This is a genomic window from Glutamicibacter mishrai (assembly GCF_012221945.1).
Classification (GTDB): Bacteria; Actinomycetota; Actinomycetes; order Actinomycetales; family Micrococcaceae; genus Glutamicibacter; species Glutamicibacter mishrai.
This window is the reverse complement of the sequence record NZ_CP032549.1, coordinates 1142749-1159946: the sequence shown is the minus strand read 5'-3', so window position 1 is coordinate 1159946 and position 17198 is coordinate 1142749. Positions and strand designations below refer to the sequence as shown.

Annotated in this window: 18 protein-coding genes; 10 read left to right on the top strand and 8 right to left on the bottom strand. The window is 57.8% G+C overall.

From position 1 onward, the window contains the following. Positions 1 to 293 precede the first annotated feature (293 nt). From D3791_RS05505 to D3791_RS05495, 3 genes are all read left to right on the top strand, one after another. Complete coding sequence (locus D3791_RS05505; protein ID WP_022876163.1) at positions 294 to 1469, top strand: NAD(P)-dependent malic enzyme; 1176 nt, start codon at positions 294 to 296, stop codon at positions 1467 to 1469. Positions 1470 to 1631: 162 nt separating this feature from the next. After that, entirely contained in the window at positions 1632 to 2138 is a 507-nt protein-coding gene (locus tag D3791_RS05500; RefSeq protein ID WP_172511522.1) for a hypothetical protein, read from the top strand. 12 nt (positions 2139 to 2150) lie between these two features. Next, positions 2151 to 2606 carry a DUF4262 domain-containing protein gene (locus D3791_RS05495; protein WP_172511521.1) on the top strand — a complete coding sequence of 152 codons (456 nt, stop codon included), beginning with the start codon at positions 2151 to 2153 and terminating at the stop codon, positions 2604 to 2606. Positions 2607 to 2687: 81 nt separating this feature from the next. Here D3791_RS05495 and D3791_RS05490 read toward each other — a convergent pair whose 3' ends face one another. Continuing rightward, positions 2688 to 4163, bottom strand: a complete 1476-nt coding sequence (locus D3791_RS05490; protein ID WP_022876160.1) for an amino acid permease — start codon at positions 4161 to 4163, stop codon at positions 2688 to 2690. A 207-nt stretch (positions 4164 to 4370) separates the two neighbouring features. Here D3791_RS05490 and D3791_RS05485 point away from each other — a divergent pair, with 207 nt between their 5' ends. After that, positions 4371 to 5216 carry an HpcH/HpaI aldolase/citrate lyase family protein gene (locus tag D3791_RS05485; RefSeq protein ID WP_022876159.1) on the top strand — a complete coding sequence of 282 codons (846 nt, stop codon included), beginning with the start codon at positions 4371 to 4373 and terminating at the stop codon, positions 5214 to 5216. A 103-nt stretch (positions 5217 to 5319) separates the two neighbouring features. Here the strand turns inward: D3791_RS05485 and D3791_RS05480 are convergent, their stop codons facing one another. The 4 genes from D3791_RS05480 to D3791_RS05465 form a co-directional block, all read right to left on the bottom strand. Beyond that, positions 5320 to 6795 carry an alanine/glycine:cation symporter family protein gene (locus D3791_RS05480; RefSeq protein WP_022876158.1) on the bottom strand — a complete coding sequence of 492 codons (1476 nt, stop codon included), beginning with the start codon at positions 6793 to 6795 and terminating at the stop codon, positions 5320 to 5322. Positions 6796 to 6972: 177 nt separating this feature from the next. Next, positions 6973 to 7095, bottom strand: a complete 123-nt coding sequence (gene ykgO / locus D3791_RS05475; protein WP_022876157.1) for a type B 50S ribosomal protein L36 — start codon at positions 7093 to 7095, stop codon at positions 6973 to 6975. Position 7096: 1 nt separating this feature from the next. After that, positions 7097 to 8173 (bottom strand): GTP-binding protein, encoded by a 1077-nt coding sequence (locus D3791_RS05470; RefSeq protein WP_172511520.1) that lies wholly within the window; start codon positions 8171 to 8173, stop codon positions 7097 to 7099. 114 nt (positions 8174 to 8287) lie between these two features. Continuing rightward, positions 8288 to 9145, bottom strand: a complete 858-nt coding sequence (locus D3791_RS05465) for a fumarylacetoacetate hydrolase family protein (protein ID WP_022876155.1) — start codon at positions 9143 to 9145, stop codon at positions 8288 to 8290. Positions 9146 to 9360: 215 nt separating this feature from the next. Between D3791_RS05465 and D3791_RS05460 the strand changes: the two genes are divergently transcribed. From D3791_RS05460 to D3791_RS05440, 5 genes are all read left to right on the top strand, one after another. Beyond that, positions 9361 to 10002 (top strand): ABC transporter permease, encoded by a 642-nt coding sequence (locus D3791_RS05460; RefSeq protein ID WP_022876154.1) that lies wholly within the window; start codon positions 9361 to 9363, stop codon positions 10000 to 10002. Between the two features lie 52 nt (positions 10003 to 10054). Further along, positions 10055 to 11257 (top strand): ABC transporter ATP-binding protein, encoded by a 1203-nt coding sequence (locus D3791_RS05455; RefSeq protein ID WP_052165289.1) that lies wholly within the window; start codon positions 10055 to 10057, stop codon positions 11255 to 11257. Then, entirely contained in the window at positions 11254 to 11982 is a 729-nt protein-coding gene (locus D3791_RS05450) for an ABC transporter permease (protein ID WP_022876152.1), read from the top strand. Before D3791_RS05455 ends, D3791_RS05450 begins: the two co-directional genes overlap by 4 nt. After that, positions 11979 to 12956 (top strand): glycine betaine ABC transporter substrate-binding protein, encoded by a 978-nt coding sequence (locus D3791_RS05445; RefSeq protein ID WP_172511519.1) that lies wholly within the window; start codon positions 11979 to 11981, stop codon positions 12954 to 12956. The genes D3791_RS05450 and D3791_RS05445 overlap by 4 nt, the downstream gene beginning before the upstream one ends. 366 nt (positions 12957 to 13322) lie before the next feature. Next, positions 13323 to 13871, top strand: coding sequence for a YceI family protein (locus D3791_RS05440; RefSeq protein WP_022876150.1), 549 nt, complete (start codon positions 13323 to 13325; stop codon positions 13869 to 13871). 111 nt (positions 13872 to 13982) lie between these two features. Here the strand turns inward: D3791_RS05440 and D3791_RS05435 are convergent, their stop codons facing one another. After that, positions 13983 to 14405 carry a DUF4190 domain-containing protein gene (locus D3791_RS05435; RefSeq protein ID WP_022876149.1) on the bottom strand — a complete coding sequence of 141 codons (423 nt, stop codon included), beginning with the start codon at positions 14403 to 14405 and terminating at the stop codon, positions 13983 to 13985. A gap of 200 nt (positions 14406 to 14605) precedes the next feature. Between D3791_RS05435 and D3791_RS05430 the strand changes: the two genes are divergently transcribed. Beyond that, a complete protein-coding gene (locus D3791_RS05430) occupies positions 14606 to 15217 on the top strand; it encodes a LysE family translocator (protein ID WP_172511518.1) in 612 nt (203 codons plus the stop codon). A 21-nt stretch (positions 15218 to 15238) separates the two neighbouring features. Here the strand turns inward: D3791_RS05430 and D3791_RS05425 are convergent, their stop codons facing one another. Further along, the gene (locus D3791_RS05425; RefSeq protein WP_172511517.1) at positions 15239 to 16408 is read right to left on the bottom strand and encodes an MFS transporter; all 1170 of its coding nucleotides are present in this window, start codon (positions 16406 to 16408) and stop codon (positions 15239 to 15241) included. Between the two features lie 124 nt (positions 16409 to 16532). After that, on the bottom strand, positions 16533 to 17186 hold the full coding sequence (locus tag D3791_RS05420; RefSeq protein WP_022876146.1) for a metal ABC transporter ATP-binding protein: 654 nt from the start codon (positions 17184 to 17186) through the stop codon (positions 16533 to 16535). Positions 17187 to 17198 lie beyond the last annotated feature (12 nt).

The following is a 17198-nucleotide window of genomic DNA, read 5'->3' as shown; positions in this document are numbered from 1 at the left end:
GCGGTGAAAGGGGGTTGATTTGCGACAAACGGTTCCCGTATGGTGGAAATTGTAGGTCTAAAGAAAGTACTGACCAGCCATCTTCCGGCACACCATGAGGGAGCCTTCAGCCTTACCCGGCGGAGCCCATCTGGGAACTGTGTACATGGAAGCCTGATGCCCTCCTTAATTGCGTGTGGGTCAAGCTCCGTTGCGGTCGGATGAATGGTCATGCGCGTTCCTACGCTATGCCACAAGCTTTGTGGGTACTGCGTTCACGTCATTCAGAACTTTCTTGAAAGAAGAGCAATTCAATGTCTGTTGAATCCACCAAAGACCTGTCCACCATCACCGACGCAGAAGTATTTGACGCCCACATCGGCGGCAAGCTCACCATCCAGTCGCAGATGCCCCTGAACACCAAACGCGATCTGTCGATTGCGTACACTCCCGGAGTAGCCAAGGTTTCCCAAGCGATCGCCGATGATCCAACCAAGCACTCCACCCACACCTGGGCATCACGCCTGGTCGCCGTCGTTTCAGACGGAACCGCAGTCCTGGGCTTGGGCAACATCGGTGCAGCAGCGTCGCTGCCGGTGATGGAAGGCAAAAGCGCACTGTTCAAGGAGTTTGGCGGGCTGGATTCCATTCCGCTGGTGCTGGACACGACTGACGTAGATGAAATTGTTGAGACGATCGTCCGCCTGCGCCCAAGCTTCGGCGCGGTCAACCTGGAGGACATCTCGGCACCGCGATGCTTCGAAATCGAAAAGAAGCTGATCGAGGCACTGGATATCCCTGTGATGCACGATGACCAGCACGGCACCGCCGTGGTGGTTCTGGCTGCGCTGATTGGCGCTGCTCGCCAGACCCAGCGTGATATCAGCTCGCTGAAGGTTGTTGTCTCGGGTGCAGGATCCGCTGGCGTTGCAGTAACGAACCTGTTGCTCAAGGCCGGCGTCGCCGATGTGATCGTGCTGGACTCGCGGGGAACCATCCACCGCGAGCGCGATGACTTGAATCCCATCAAGGCAGAACTTGCCGGGCGGACCAACCGCGAAGATGTCATGGGTGGACTGGCAGAAGCACTGGACGGGGCTGACGTGGTGGTTGGATTGTCCTCGTCGAAGTTTGATGAGGCTGCCGTAGCAAAGATGAACAAGGACGCCATCATCTTCGCTTTGTCCAACCCGACTCCTGAAATCATGCCGGAGGATGCGAAGAAGTTCGCAGCGGTAGTTGCTACCGGCCGCAGTGATTTCCCGAACCAGATCAATAACGTTCTGGCCTTCCCGGGCATCTTCCGTGGCGCGCTGGATTCAGGCGCCAAGAAGATCACCGAAGGCATGAAGATCGCTGCAGCTCACGCGATCGCCGACCTGGTCGGCGATGATCTTGCCGAGGATTACATCGTTCCTTCGGCTCTTGATGAGCGCGTGATGCCAGCGGTCGCCGCTGCGGTGGCAGCCGAGGCTGAATCGGCCAAGTAGTGTGTTGAGCTCCTAAGAGGGCGCTGCGCCAAAGACGCTGCCTACAATCACAACTGATTGCAGGCAGCGTCTTTTATTGTCCACATCCGGTTTGTTTCTTGAGCCCTGGTTTCCTCCTCGAGCTGATGCTGATTTACATCAAATCACTCGAGGAGGAACACCGTGGAAGATCTCAGATACGGCCGCTATTCCGTGCGCAGCACCCTGTCGGCGCAAACAAAGGAAACGATCCTTATGGTGGAGGAGCTGAAACTGCGCGGATATTGCGTGCTGACCTACCGAGCCCCTCGGTCGTCGCGAATTGCCGTTGCGACTTTGGGCCTGGGCTACGTGAATCATCCCGAGATCTTCATCGCCACCGAGCCAGAAAAGGAAGAGGAAGCATCCGGGGTATTGCACTACCTGGCCGAGCAGGTGCTGGAACACGGCAAAGAGCTCACCGAGGGATCCTACGGGAAGAGCATTTACCGAGAGCTCGTCTTCCGTGAGGAACATTTCGACTTAGACCCGTTTGAGGACAGCGACCCATTTGAGGACATGGACCCGTTTGAGGATTTCGATGACGACTACGAAGGTGCATTTCCTGGCTGGCTGGTTTGCTCATTGCCGACCAAAATACTGGCCCCGAGTCACGCCGAGGATGAACGATGCCAATTCAAAGCCGCCTAGATGCGTTGGCGATTGGAAATCTACAAGGGGAGCAATGCTATGTGCGACATCTGTGATGGGATGAGCATCGAGGAAGCCGATGCGCGAACGGACCAATGCATCCGTGATTACGGGCGGCAGGTCTTGTTCGTCGAACCGGACCGATTCAGTCAGCCCTACGCCTACACCATTGGCCTGACCCTCGTGGGGCATCCAGAATTGCTGGTCAGGGGATTGGACTATCAAGACAGCCTGCAAATGCTCAACGGTCTTTCAGGCGCGGTGCTTGAGCATAATGAAGTGTATGTACACGGCCAGACCTGCCGATGGGATGCGAACACGATCTTGTACTTCTCCAAGATCTCGTCGCGCATCAGCCACGAAGCTCCATGGGCCTACAGCCGCTATCGGGAAAGCATGGGGCTTCTGGAAGTCCTGTTCCTGGGCAGGGACCTGCCCTATAGCTGCCTGTCGCGAAGAATCAATTGAGGGAATCCGGAAAGCAGAAAGCCGGAGCTATCGGTGAGTTGATCGATAGCTCCGGCTTTCCGGATGGACTGAATGTCCTCTTTAGCTTTGCTTGGAAGCCACGTAGGCAGCAGCCTGACGTTTCTCCTCGGCTACACGTTCTTCATGAGCCTTGCGCAGCTTGTGATGCTGAGGATTATTGCGCAGCAACACGTACCCAATACCCACCACGACGAACCAAATCGGCGTGGCAATCAAACCAGCCAAAGTGTCCGCATCGCGGGTGAAAGCCCACAGCAAGAACACGAAGAAGGCCATGACGACGTAAGGCATGAACGTGCCACCAGGCATCTTGAAGACCGAAAGATCATGAGCTTCCGGACGACGCTTGCGGTAGACCAGGTAGCTGATCAGGATGATCGTCCACACGAACATGAAGCACAGCGACGAAATCGTCGTAACAATCGAGAAGCCGGTCGACTTATCCAGACCGAAGATCAGCAGGACGATGGAGCTCAACAGCACCACGCCGGAGAGGAACAGCGCGTTGCGCGGAACCTGGCGGCTGGTGAGCTTGGCGAAGAGCTTAGGTGCATCGCCATCGGTAGCAAGACCGAAGACCATGCGCGAAGTCGAGTAGATTCCCGAGTTGGCCGACGAAGTAGCCGAGGTGAGTACTACAGCATTCACCAAGTGAGCGGCTGCTCCAAGCCCAGCCAGCGAGAAGAGCATCACGAATGGCGACTCATCCGCGGAGAAACGATCCCATGGAACGACGGACATCAGGATGACCAATGAACCGACGTAGAACAGCAGGATACGCACCGGAATGGCGTTGATGGCCTTCGGCAGGTTGTGCTCGGGGTTCTTGGTTTCGGCCGCGGCGGTACCGACCAGCTCAATGCCGACGAAAGCGAAAACAGCAATCTGGAAGCCCATGACAAAGCCCATGACGCCGCCGCCGAAGAAGCCGCCCTCGATGTTGAATAGGTTCAGGAATGAAGCCTGGGCCCCGTCGTGTTCAAAGCCAGTGAAGATCATGATCAGGCCGATGACTATCAAGAGCACGATGGCGACAATCTTGATGAGCGCGAACCAGAACTCGGTCTCGCCAAAACCGCGTACTGACGGGAGATTCAACAGGATCAGCAGAACAATGACTGCCAAGGCTGGGATCCACAAGGGGATCAGCGGTAGCCAGTAAGTGACGTACACCGAGGCGATAACAATAACGTCGGCAACGCCGGTAACAATCCAGCAGAACCAGTAGGTCCAGCCGGTGAAGAAGGCGGCCCACGGGCCGAGGATGTCCCCGGCGAAGTCAGAGAAGTTGCGGTAGTCGGTGCGGCTGAGCAGCAATTCGCCCATAGCTCGCATTACGAAGTAGAGCATGAACCCGATGACCATGTAGACCAAGATGACTGATGGTCCTGCAACAGAGATGGTTTTTCCGGAGCCCATGAACAGGCCGGTGCCAATGGCACCGCCGATGGCGAGGAGCTGAATGTGTCGGTTGGACAACGCTCTTTTAAGCTCGGGTCCAGTCTCTGCGGGGTTGGTTGTTTCTTTATTTGCCACGCAGGGTCCTTTGTCGTGCGGCTTCCACTGAAGCGTAAAACTCGAAATCAGCAAGTCATATAAAGACCGCCAACGTGTGACATTACCGGAAATTCTCTTCCAGCTTGTAATTGCTCTCACACAACGAGCGCGTCAGAGGCCGATTTGAGGCAAATAGTGTACATGCCTAGTAGAAGCACCATGGCACGAGTGAGTAGTCTGGGAACTATGGCATTTCGAAATCGTCGAGCAGCGGCTCTCCCAGCAAAACTGTCCCGTTCCTGGCTTTTGGTGAACGCAGCTAAAGAGGAGGACTTCGCTCCGGCTCTTGCATGTGAAGCCGATTCGGTCATCTTCGATATGGAAGCTGCCGTCCCCGATGACAAGAAGCTTGCAGCCCGCGACAATGTAGTCCGCGCACTGTCCAACGGCATGACCGCATGGGTGCGCGTCAATGGCATTGACACCGACTTCTGGGCTGACGATCTTGCAGCTCTCTCCGAGGCACCAGGCCTTCGCGGAATCATGCTCGCCATGACCGAACAGCCAGAGCAGGTGACCTACAGTGCTATGCGCCTGCGCGCGGGCACCCCGGTCTTGGCGCTGATCGAAACCGCGCTGGGCATCGAGAACGCAACGGCTATTGCTTCGGCTCCAGGCACCTTCCGTCTGGCCTTCGGCGTCAACGATTTCCGTAAGGATACCGGTGTCTCCGATGACCCGATGGCTTTGGCCTATGCCCGCGGCAAGCTGGTTATCGCTTCCCGTGTCGGAAAGCTGCCAGGCGCCATCGACGGTCCGCCACCGGCTGGGGCCGATGCCGCCAAGGTGACCGAAGAGACCCGCGTGACCGCTTCCATGGGCATGACCGGCAAGCTGTCGCTGTCACCAGATCACGTTGACGGCATCAACGCGGCGTTGGCTCCGAGCGAAGACGAACTGTCGTGGGCCATGGAGCTTCTGGAGGCACATGCTGCTGGTGCTTCGGTGGGTGACGGCTCGTACTTGCCTCGTTTGGCCCGTGCGCAGAAGATCGCCGACCTGGCCGACTCCTATGGCCTGTGGAACGAGTAATGGTTCTGCAGTAGATTCTTCGCAGGTAAAACAGAAAGCTCATCCCGGCAGTCCCTGAATCAGGGCCTTGCCGAGATGAGCTTTTTGTTGATCTGCTATTACTTTATCGCTGGTGGGAAGAGCCGATCACGTCGCCGGACTTCCACTGGCTCCAGCCATCGCGGTCCTTCATGAAGTCCTCGATCTGGGCCTTGCCGGCTTCCAGCTTCGGGTCGTTCTTCAGGTACCAACGGGTCTCGCGTGCGATCAATCCGGACATGATCAGCAAGCCAATCAAGTTCGGTAGTGCCATCAGGCCATTCATCATGTCGGAGAAGTTCCACACTGCGGTCAGCTCGGTGGTGCAGCCTACGTAGACGATCAGCGAGAACAGCACGCGGAATGGCATAACGGCCTTGCGGCCGATCAGGCGTTCGATGTTGCGCTCGCCGTAGTAGCACCAGCCCAGGATGGTCGAGAAGGCGAACATCACCAAACCGAGGGTGACAACCCAGTGGCCCCACTGTCCAGGCAAGCCATGGGTGAAGGCCTCGCCGGTCATCAGCGCGGCAGAAACCTGCTCGCCGGTAGCTTCATCAATCTTGTTCCAGGTACCGGTGGTGATGATGACCAGACCGGTGCAGGTGACCACGATGATGGTGTCAATGAAGGTCTGGGTCATCGAGACCAGGCCCTGGCGAACAGGATGGGTCGTCTGTGCAGCGGCAGCTGCGATAGCAGCCGAACCCATGCCCGACTCGTTGGAGAAGATGCCACGAGCTACACCGTACTGAACAGCGATGATGATCGCCGAGCCGGTGAAGCCGCCCACTGCAGAGGTGCCGGTGAAGGCATCGGTGAAGATCTCGCCGAAGGCCGCCGGAATGCCGCCGACGTTGGCAATCAGGATATAGATGGATGCAGCGACGTAGAAGACAATCATGACTGGCACGAAACCGGCGGTCACCTTGCCGATGGACTTGATGCCACCGACAAGCACTGCCAGTGACAGGACGGTCAAGATGACGCCGGTAACCCATGGAGTGACGCCGAAGGAGTTATCCAAGTTGGCTGCAATGGAGTTGCCCTGGGTCATGTTGCCGATGCCGAAGCTGGCCAAGGTGGCTGCGATAGCGAAGAACAGGGCAAGAAACTTGCCCAATGGTCCGCGGATACCTCGTTGCAAGTAGTACTGCGGGCCGCCGGATTTTTCACCGGCAGAGTCGGTACCGCGATAGCGGACTCCGAGGAAGGCCTCTGAATACTTTGAGGCCATGCCCAGTAGGCCGGTGACCCACATCCAGAACAATGCGCCCGGGCCGCCGATGCCGATGGCAGTGGCGACACCAACGATGTTGCCAGTACCCACGGTAGCTGCCAATGCGGTGGTTAGCGCCTGGAATTGGGAGACGTCGCCTTCGGCGCCGTCGTCCTTGCGCTTGAGCAGTCCAAGACGAAGAGAAGCGGCAAGTTTGACGAATTGCAGCCCGCCGAGCCGGATGGTCAGGTACAGACCGGTGCCCAACAAGAGTGGGATGAGGCAAAACGGTCCCCAAATAAATGAGGAGATATCTCCGAAGAGTGTTCCCAGCGCTTCCATAAGTCCAAAATTCCTTTGCGCGAGTGAGTGATGACACAAAAGCCTAAGCTTTCATAGGTCACATCCTAAGACACCGTGCGACCCATGTCACTGAATGCGCAGGTGGGCGGAGTGATTCACGCGTCAGACGGCTAGTCCTGCCAGCTTGTTACGAGACGGTGCCGGCAGGACAACCAGCTATCCCTGGCGGGCCTTGAGCCGGGGATTCTTCTTGTTGATGACATAAACGCGTCCGCGGCGCCGGACTACCTGGGAGCCTGGCGCGTTTTTCAGGGCGCGCAGGGAATTGCGAACCTTCATTTCATTCACCTCCTCGGTGATCAGAGTTATTTGCTGAAGTTGACGTGGCAGTGAGCAGTTCTTGAAATTCGTCTTCGGTGACTTGGCAGTCCTTGAACACCTTGGAGATCTCTTCGGCTTCATGTTCCGAGCCGTAGAGCAGTAATTCGGAGGCGGCGATTTCGGTTGACCAAGAACCGGTGTTTTCCATCCAAATGCGTGGGCCGGCGCCGCCGATGGCCACCCGCTCACTGAGGGCGCTGGCTACCCAAAGTCGTCCGCGCAGGCAGGTGCACGATACGGCAAGTTCGGAGAGGGCTTCGCGGAATCGTTGCGGGTGCAAGGGGCGTTCAGCATACAAGTGGATCGGCGCCTTATCTGAGGGTGCATGCCGGGGGACCGCCGGGATATGTCCGGCTCTGGTTCGTTGCTGAACGTCCTCGTGGTTGAAGGATCCGATCTCGTTGCCGTGGTGGCACAGCGTGGCATGCGGGGCGAGGTGCCGGGCGAAAGCTATCCCTGCCATGAAGTCCTTGCCTCCGGCTCGACGAGGGCTGTCTTGTGATTCAAGGAGCTGGGTTTGCATCCCTTCGACTGGAATCAGGGTGTCAGCCTGCATGAGCTCGGTGAAGAAGTACTCTCCGGCGGTTCGCTGATCCCGTTCCATGGAACTGAAACCCGATTCCCAGAGGGTATGCCGGTCCCACATCTGGTCTTCCATTTCTGTGGGATCAAAGGAAAGGACGCTACTGCTGACGCTGATTTCCTCTGCCGCTAGTTTCTCGGCGAGGGACTCCAGTACGGATCCGCTGTGCCATGTGGCTGGAAGCCCGAGGAGCAAGGTTGCGCCTGGTCGACGCGGGGCCAGCCGTTGGATGGCAGGGAAGATCTCGTATTTCACCGCGCAGCCGATGCATGGATGTTCAAGGACTGCCTCGCCGTATTCTGCGGGAGCATTCCCCGAAACGGTACGGACCAAACGATTCCTTTCAATGAAATCGTAGGAAAGAACTACGGCATCCGGCTGGTGGCTATTCAGGTGCTTGAGTCCGGCGTCGCGGCAGGAACTATCAAGGGAAGAGAGAACGATAACTTTCACACCAGTTACCTTATATGAGAATCATTCTCAATAACAAACGATGTGAAGGGGCATGCGAAAAGCAACAGGCTCACCAGCGACCGATGAACTGGTGAGCCTGTTGCGAAGTATCTGCTAATTCTGCGGCGCGTGGAATGTTGTCCTGGCAACGCCAAGACCCTCGACTCGGGTCTCCAGCACATCACCGTGCTTGAGCCAAGGATGCCGTCCGTTTTCGTCTCGGCGGCCCAATGCGACACCTGCGGGAGTTCCTGTGAGGATCACATCGCCAGGCTGCAACTCATTAAAAGTTGAAAGGTAGGAAACCAACTGGGGCGGGGAGAAGATCAAATCATCGATCTGGCCCTCCTGGACCACCGTTCCGTTGACTGCGCTGGTGATTTTTGCAGCCGGATCCATCTCGTCCGGGGTCACCAGCCATGGGCCCAGGGGAGTGGAATGATCCCAAATTTTCCCCTGCAGCCATTCCTGGGTGCGTCCCTGGTATCCACGCATGGATACATCGCTGGAGACGGCATATCCGGCAATATGCGCCGAGGCGACTTCCTCGCTGATGCGACGTCCCGACGTACCGATGATGATGGCCAGTTCTGCTTCATAGTCAACACGATGATCCTCAACCGGGATTTCTACCGCGTCATTGGCGCCGCACAGCGATGAGGCGAATTTGGCGAAAACGGTGGGGTACTTTGGCAGCTCTTCTCCGACTTCAGCTGCATGGGACTTGTAGTTCAAGCCGATGCAGTAGATTTTCGACGGGTTCGGAATCAGCGGAGCGTAGTCGGCTTCGCCTTCTGCAATCGACTCGCCAACCAAGGCGCGGGCGATGACTTCCTGCTGGGTTTCCTGATCAAGGCGCAGAAAGCGCTGGACGGTGTCGAGGTTGTCCAGGTAGAAGACCCTGCCATCTTCGATGACGGCTGCCGTGGTGTGGCCGGGTTCGCTGGCGAGGCGGATCGTAGCAAGTTTCATAACTCCATCTCACTACATTTCGCCTCGAAATCACACCTCATGTCAGCTTCCCGCAAGCATTCTTGCCACCGACTAAACAAGGCGAAAAGCGCGCTATTCCGGCCCGTGAATCTTGGTGACCTGCGTTACGAACGGTAAGGTCGAAGTAAGAACTAGGCAGTTTTACTGCCCTGAGACCGGTCTAGATACGAAACTAAAGTGAAGTAGGTTTTAATGTGGGTGACTATTTTGGCGAGCGATATCGCCATATTTTCTTCGCCTCGTGGCAGCACTTTTCGCTTGTCGCTCAGTGCCTGATACTGGCAACAATCATCTCTGTGCTTATTGCCGTTTTGGTGTATCGCAATAAGTCCCTCTCTGGCATCGCCAACTCTGTGAGCGCGATTGGCCTGACCATCCCGTCCTTCGCCTTGATCGGTTTGCTGATCGTTCCCTTCGGCTTCGGTGTAGCACCGGCGGTGATCGTGGTGACCTTCTTTGCCGCACTGCCGATTCTGCGCAACGCCATCGTGGGTTTGAACAACATTGAACCGTCCATTGTGGAGTCCGCCAAGGGCATTGGGATGAGCCGGCTGAAAACGCTCATCTCCGTCGAATTGCCCATCGCATGGCCCGTCATCCTGACCGGCGTGCGCGTCTCGGCCCAAATGGTCATGGGCGTGGCCGCTGTGGTCTCCTATGCGCTGGGCCCGGGCCTTGGCGGCTTCATCTTCCAAGGCCTCTCCCGCCTCGGCGGAGCTAACTCTCTGGAATCTGTCATTACCGGCGTCATCGGCGTCGTGATTCTGGCGCTCATTCTTGACCTGATTCTGCTCGGCATCGGCCGACTGACTACCCCGCGAGGTATCCGTGTCTGAAAATAAGAACTCCGAAACTTTGACCGCCCAGGATGTCACGGGTGCGTCAATCATGCTCGAAGAAGTCACCAAGACCTACCCGGGGCAAAAGAAATCCGCCGTCGGCGGCCTCACCTTGGAGATTCCAGCTGGATCCATCGTGATGTTTGTTGGCCCATCGGGTTGCGGCAAGACGACTACCCTGAAGATGATCAACCGCCTGATCGAGCCGACCAGTGGAAAAATCGTGATCAACGGAGAAGACGTCACCGGCATGAACGGCGACGAACTGCGTCGACGCATTGGCTACGTCATTCAGGCAGGCGGCCTCTTCCCTCATATGACCGTGGCGACCAACATCGCCATGGTCCCCAAGATGCTGGGCTGGTCCAAGGAAAAGATCGCGGCCCGCGTGGACGAACTGCTCGAACTCGTCTCGCTGGATCCGGATCTGTACCGCGATCGCTTCCCGAAGGAGCTCTCCGGCGGCCAGCAGCAGCGTGTGGGCGTGGCCCGCGCCTTGGCGGCCGACCCACCGGTCCTGCTGATGGATGAGCCTTTCGGCGCAGTCGACCCGATCACCCGCCAGCGCTTGCAGGACGAGCTGCTGAACATCCAGTCCGAGGTCCAGAAGACCATTGTCTGCGTGACCCACGACTTCGATGAAGCGGTGAAGCTGGGGGACTGGATCGCGATCTTCAATGAAGGCGCCCAGCTGGAACAATACGATTCGCCCGAACGCATTCTGGCCAACCCGGCCAGCGAGTTCGTCGAGAACTTCATCGGCTCCGGCGCGGGCTTGAAGCAGTTGACCTTGACCCGAGTCAACGAGGTGGATCTCGAAGAAGCCATCACCACGACTCCGGGAAAGCGCGCCTCCGATGTGCTCTCGCAGGTGCAGGGAGCGGGCCGCAAGTACGCGGTGGTCCTGGATTCGCGCGGTCGCCCGCTGCGCCGTTTGGACCGCAGACAGCTATCGCGTGCGGAAATCATCGATGGCACCTACGACCAGAACTTGCCGGTTGTCGGCGAACAGGCGACGCTGAACGATGCGCTGGATACGATGCTGGTTGCCAGCTCCGAATCAGCTTTGGTGACCGGCCGGCGCGACGTGCTGCTGGGCACCATTACAGTCCAGACCGTTATGGAAGCCATCGCCGCAGCCAACAGCGCCCAGGACGGGGACCACTCGGCGCCGGTTGGTTTGAACTCGGGAGCAATCAATGTCGTGGACATTGAGGGCGAGGCCGCCAAGCCGGATGGTGAACCCGTATGAGCACAGAAAAACGAACCCTCATCTGGCAAATCGTTGCCATCCTAGCGGCATTCGCGGTGCTCATGGTGTGGCTGCTGAACGCCGACCTGACCGAGACCGAGCGCCAGACCCTGGACCCGGCCACGATCTGGGGCTACACCTTGGAACACCTGAAGCTCACCGTGATTTCCACGGTGATCGTATTGATCATCGCGATCCCGTTGGGGATCTTGCTGACCCGTCCGAGCCTGCGTCGCGCAGCCCCTGCGGTGCGTGCCATCGCCAACTTCGGGCAGGCCGCACCGGCCATCGGCGTTGTGGTGCTGCTGGCCTTCTGGCTCGGCTTCGGAGCGAAAACCGCGATTGTCTCCTTGGTCATCTATGCCATTCTTCCGGTGCTTTCCAATACCATCGTGGGCTTGCAGCAGGTTGACCAGCGCATCGTCGAAGCAGGGCGGGGCATCGGCATGAGCCTGATGGCCGTGCTCTTCAAAGTGGAACTGCCGTTGGCGGTCCCCGTGATGCTATCGGGTATCCGCACAGCACTGGTGCTGCTGGTGGGTACCGCCACCCTGGCAACCTTCATCAACGGCGGCGGACTGGGAATCCTGATTACCACCGGTGTGAACCTCAACCTCAACGTCGTGCTGATTACCGGTTCTCTGCTGGTTGCGTTGCTGGCCTTGACCATTGACTGGCTGGGGCGCGTTGTCGAACAGGTTGCACGGCCGAAGGGACTGTCATGAAAAATACGATGAAACTGTCCTTGGTATCCATTGCCGCTGTCATTGGATTGACCGGTTGCGGCTTGAGCCCATCCACCGGCACAGTGCCTGCGGTGGGGCCAGGAAAGATCCAGCCCGTAGCAGGGAATTCGGAAAAGGTGGAAGTGACGGTCACGTCCAAGTCCTTCACCGAGCAGCTGCTCTTGGGCAAGATCACCGTGATCGCTCTGGAAGCCGCAGGCTACGACGTCACGGACCTGACCAACGTGCCAGGCTCCCAGCCCGCGCGACAGCTGTTGCTTTCAGGTGACGCGAGTTTGCTGTGGGAATACACCGGTACCGCGTGGCTGACCTATCTTGGCCATGAAGAACCGGTCGATGGCGAACAGGCCCAGTGGGAAGCGGTGAAGAAGGATGACATTCCCAACGGCATCGACTGGGGCAAGCCGGCGCCGTTGAATAACACCTACGCGATGGCCATGAATGAAGAGACCGCTAAGCGCCTGGGAGTGACCAAGCTTTCGGAGCTGAAGAATGTTGATCCCAAGGATCTGACCTTCTGTGTCGACCCGGAATTCAATTCGCGTCGTGATGGCCTGACCCCGATGCTGGAGCACTACGGAATCGACCGTGGCGCGGAAGTGCCTGAGAGCAATATCGGCCTGTATGACGTCGGCGCGATCTATCAGGCTACCGCCGATGGCGCGTGCAACTTCGGTGAGGTATTCACTACCGATGGCCGTATCAAGGCGTTGAACCTGACGGTTCTGGAAGACGACAGGAAGTATTTCCCAAGCTACAACGCGGCACCAGCGTTCAATGGGGAGTTCTTGAAGAAGCATCCTGAGGTCAAGGACATCATGGCCAAGATCGCTCCGTTGCTGACCGATGAGGTCTTGATGGAACTGAACTACCAAGTGGATGTTATTGGCCGCGAGCCAGCCGATGTCGCCTTTGAATGGATGGTTGATCAAGGCCTGGTTTCCAAGCCATGATCTAGCGTGCAGGATCCAATGAGTTGAAAAGCTGAACCCCGACTTCGGAGGAGTCGGGGTTCAGCTTTTGTCATTGAAGATTCATTCCCGGTTGGTTCCGCCGGGCCGGCGTAGGGCGCAGAATGAAGTAGAGCGGAAGCCTTGAGCGCGAGCTTTCTGAGTTTGGGCAAGGGATTTCGGCAGAAGTTGAAAAGTTTTTTGCGCGATAAAAGTGCAGGTCAATGGCCGAATTGGCGTGTTCTATCCAGCAGGTTCAAGATTTTCTTGAGAAAACTTGTTGACGCTTCAACTTAATCGGTGCATACTGGTATCAAGGAAACAAATTGAAACGTCAACTACCTGTTGGCGTGACGAAAGGATTTAGACATGGCTGCAACTGCATTGACCGCTGGTACCTGGAACCTCGACGCATCGCACTCCGAGGTTGGCTTCTCCGTCCGCCACGCTGGCATCTCCAAGGTTCGCGGTAGCTTCACCGAATTCGACGCAACACTGAACATCGGCGAGACCCTGGAAACCTCCAGCGTTGAAGCAACCGTCCAGATCAACTCGGTCAACACCAAGGACGAGAACCGCGACGGCCACCTGAAGAGCGCTGACTTCTTCGACGCCGAGCAGTTCCCAACCATGACCTTCAAGTCGACCGGCGTCAAGGGCGGCGCAGACGAGTTCATCCTCGTAGGCGACCTGACCATCCGCGGCGTATCCAAGGAAGTTGAATTCGAAGTTGAGGTTGGCGGCCAGGCTGTTGACGCTTTCGGCGCAACCCGCGCAGGCTTCTTCGCATCCACCACCATCTCCCGCAAGGAATTCGGCATCACCTGGAACGCGGCACTGGAAGCCGGTGGCGTTCTGGTCAGCGACAAGGTCAAGATCGAGCTCGATGCTTCCTTCGTACTGCCTGCTGCAGCCTAAATAGCTTCCCGAGGGCCGTCATGGGGTTGACGGTATGAGGGCCGATACCGGCAAATCCTCCGAACCATTGTGGTTCGGAGGATTTGTCGTTAAGCGAATTCTTGAGTGGTTCTAGAACCCGTTGTCGTAGGTTTCGTAGGACATTTCCGGTGCCAATATCGCCATGAGAATCGTGCCTACGAATCCGAGAACCCAGAACAGGCCGATGATGGTGCCGATCCATCCGGTCACCTTGCCTGCTGTCGCAGCCGTATTGAACACGCGCTCAGCACGGTTGGCCTTGGCGATCGCGATAGGTCCCAAAATGATATTCAAGATAAAAATCGACAAGATGCCCAGGACCATTGACGTCTGCGCAAGTTGACTTCCCTCGAACTGCGCTTGCGTCGGGTAGCCGGGATAGCCCTGCTGATACGGGGATTGCTGGTACTGCGACTGCGGGTATTGCCGATACTGCCCGAACTGCTGGTTCTGGCCCTGATTTGGCTGCCCCGCTGTATATGGATTCTGCGGTTCGCCATTCGGAGTAGACATTGCCGCCTGCTTTCAAATTCGTTGGTGAACCTATTAAATCAACCTTTAGGCCAATTCTGCTAAGAACCGGCAAAATGTGTTGCAGCACGGCTGGAACTCGGACATGATCTCGTCACCGTTTAGTCAGGCGGGCCGTGGCATTTCTAGACTGGTGCATTATGACTTGGGCTTCTTTCTGTGCGTATCTTGGCGTGTGCGTCATGGTGACACTTTCACCGGGACCAGACACTTTCCTTGTGCTGCGTTATTCGCTGGTACGGCAACTGCACGGAATCGTGGCAGCGCTCGGCATGATGGTGGCCATCTTCGCCTGGGCGACATTGGCCGGGGCAGGAGCCGCCTCGGTGATTCAGCGGTATCCCATCGTCGAGACCATCATTGCGATACTCGGCGGGCTGTATCTCGTTTATCTCGGAGTCACGGGTTTCTTGAAATCCCGGGCTGTCGCGAAAGCTGACAGTGCTATCGCCCGAACCGAAACCCGCGAGGGGCCGCGCCAGGCCGATCACTCGCTGGGCAAGACCTTTATCTCCGGCATGCTTTCGGCCGCGCTGAATCCCAAGCTGGGCCTGCTGTTCCTGGCCATGATGCCAAGCTTCATCCCCAAAGATTCGAATACTTTCCTCTGGGGCATGGGCCTGGGCGCAATTTTCGCGTCCGTTGGATTCTTGTACATGCTGATCTTGAGCACGGCCGCGTCCAAGGCGATGCACTGGTTCAAGCGCCCAGAAATCGCGTTGCGCCTGGAATGGACGGCTTGTGCTGCGCTGTTCCTGATGGGGCTTGGCGTGATCATCAGCGCCTTCAAATAACCAGCTATAGGCACCTAACGCCTAGTTTGCCGAGGTATTCTTGCGCCACAGCTCATGGGTTCCAGCAGCAACGAAAACCAGCACCAAGCTCAAGACAAGGCCGTAACCGAAGATCTGTGCGTAGTGCCCTTGTTCGGCCATGGCTGCGCTGAGATAAGTGGCCACCGAAGCGCCGGCAAATAGCGAAAACACGAAGAATGACACCGTCGTAGCCCGGGCATCGGGCGCAATATCGGTGGCCCAGCCCTGCATTGACGAATGCATGATGGCGTTCGTGGCACCCAAAAGCAGCGCGGTGACCGTGTAGGAAAACGCCGAAGGCCAGAATGCCGAGGGCAGGAAAGCTCCGCACAGCATCAGTCCTCCGCAACCGATCAGCCAGGTTCTTGAGAAGCGAGCCACCAAGCGCCGCATCAACCGCGCTCCAAGGATCACGCCAATGGCAAACCCGCACCCCAAGATGCCCGCAAGTCCAACGGATACGCCAGTGTGCTGCAAGGCGGGAACGACATAGGTCAGCAGCCCCATGAGCAGCGCGCCCTCTAGGAAGACGATGGTGTACAGGGCCAAATTCATCGGGCGCAAGGCCGCAACCAGGCTGAACCCCGTGCGAGGATGCTGCGGTTCGCGTACTCGTCGCAATGAATACAGTGCGGCCACGCATCCCACGGCAGGCAGCGCAAACACCAACCGCCAATCAAGGGAGGTAGCCAGCGCGCCGGCGGAAACCGTTGCCAACGTGGTCCCAAGCGACGAATAGATCTGGAGATCGGAGAGGCCGCGAGCGCGTTCAACGCCTTGGCGGGTGTCGCCGAGCAAAGTCAGCAGGGTGGGGTACAGTGCGCCGAACATCAGCCCGGTAAAACAGCGTGCGACAAGCAATGGCACATAATCGCTGAACATGATGCTCGCCAGCGCGCCGATGCCGGCGCCGGCCAGCGCTGTCCGCAGGACAATCAAACGGCCAAAACGATCGCTGACCAGTCCCCATAGCGGCTGCCCGATGGCATAGAACAACGAGTATGCGGCAATGAGCTGCACTGCCTGGGAGAAATCCAACGAGGTACCCAAAGAGAGTGCCAGGAGCATCGGTGGGGTGCCGTACCGGTCGAAAAACGACAAGAATCCAATGAAGCGCAGCGCTGAGTCGGGAACGGCATACACCGGTTCCGGTGGTGGCTGCTGAGTCATGAACGTCCTTCAAAGAATGCGTCGGCTTACCCACCAATGTAAGCAGACGTATCGCGAAAGTTTGGTCACTGCGGGCATGAACATCAACGGGGCCATCACTGATTGCGGCCAGGCTGCCTCTTGGCTATAGGTCGATGCCGCCGCTCAAGATCACGTGAGGCGCAATGCGCCCGTCACGCAAGGTGACGGTCCGGTCCGCTAATCCTTGGGAATCCTGGTCATGGGTCACCAGCACCACCGCGGTGCCGTGGTTCGCTTCGGCGCGAAGGATTTCGTGGATCTTTTCTCGGCTGTCCGCGTCCAAAGAAGCCAGGGGTTCATCAAGCAGCAGCACGGGGGTTTGCTGCACCAGCCCCTGGGCAATGAGTGTGCGCTGCCGCTGCCCTCCGGAAAGCTGGGCGAAATCGCGGCGCTCGAATCCGGGGAGTCCCACCCGGCTGAGGGCATTGGTGATTGATTCCCGGACCTGCGCGCGAGGAGCGCGGGTTCGCCAGGTGCCCATTGCGACTACATCGGCAACGGTGAGCGGCAGCCCGGCGGGAATGTTGGGGCGCTGGACAACAAGAGCCACCGGTGCGATGCGCTCGATGTGGCCGTGGCTAGGGATATTGGTCCCGGCGATCAGCTCCAGCAATGTTGATTTCCCGGATCCGTTGGCACCGGTGATTGCAAGAATCTCGCCGGGATTCACCGACAGGGAAACGCCATGAAGGACCTGCTCGTGCCCGTAGGAGAAGTGCGCCTCGTGAACGCGGACCAAAGGGGAATGAGTTGTCATAGCTCCAGTGTA

What these genes read in the sequence shown, in the direction of transcription:
- D3791_RS05425 (WP_172511517.1), bottom strand. Translation starts at nt 16,408, where the DNA reads ATGACTCAGCAGCCACCACCGGAACCGGTGTATGCCGTTCCCGACTCA.
- D3791_RS05440 (WP_022876150.1), top strand. Translation starts at nt 13,323, where the DNA reads ATGGCTGCAACTGCATTGACCGCTGGTACCTGGAACCTCGACGCATCG.
- D3791_RS05445 (WP_172511519.1), top strand. Translation starts at nt 11,979, where the DNA reads ATGAAAAATACGATGAAACTGTCCTTGGTATCCATTGCCGCTGTCATT.
- D3791_RS05505 (WP_022876163.1), top strand. Translation starts at nt 294, where the DNA reads ATGTCTGTTGAATCCACCAAAGACCTGTCCACCATCACCGACGCAGAA.
- D3791_RS05430 (WP_172511518.1), top strand. Translation starts at nt 14,606, where the DNA reads ATGGTGACACTTTCACCGGGACCAGACACTTTCCTTGTGCTGCGTTAT.
- D3791_RS05455 (WP_052165289.1), top strand. Translation starts at nt 10,055, where the DNA reads ATGCTCGAAGAAGTCACCAAGACCTACCCGGGGCAAAAGAAATCCGCC.
- D3791_RS05485 (WP_022876159.1), top strand. Translation starts at nt 4,371, where the DNA reads ATGGCATTTCGAAATCGTCGAGCAGCGGCTCTCCCAGCAAAACTGTCC.
- D3791_RS05480 (WP_022876158.1), bottom strand. Translation starts at nt 6,795, where the DNA reads ATGGAAGCGCTGGGAACACTCTTCGGAGATATCTCCTCATTTATTTGG.
- D3791_RS05465 (WP_022876155.1), bottom strand. Translation starts at nt 9,145, where the DNA reads ATGAAACTTGCTACGATCCGCCTCGCCAGCGAACCCGGCCACACCACG.
- D3791_RS05450 (WP_022876152.1), top strand. Translation starts at nt 11,254, where the DNA reads ATGAGCACAGAAAAACGAACCCTCATCTGGCAAATCGTTGCCATCCTA.
- ykgO (WP_022876157.1), bottom strand. Translation starts at nt 7,095, where the DNA reads ATGAAGGTTCGCAATTCCCTGCGCGCCCTGAAAAACGCGCCAGGCTCC.
- D3791_RS05435 (WP_022876149.1), bottom strand. Translation starts at nt 14,405, where the DNA reads ATGTCTACTCCGAATGGCGAACCGCAGAATCCATATACAGCGGGGCAG.
- D3791_RS05420 (WP_022876146.1), bottom strand. Translation starts at nt 17,186, where the DNA reads ATGACAACTCATTCCCCTTTGGTCCGCGTTCACGAGGCGCACTTCTCC.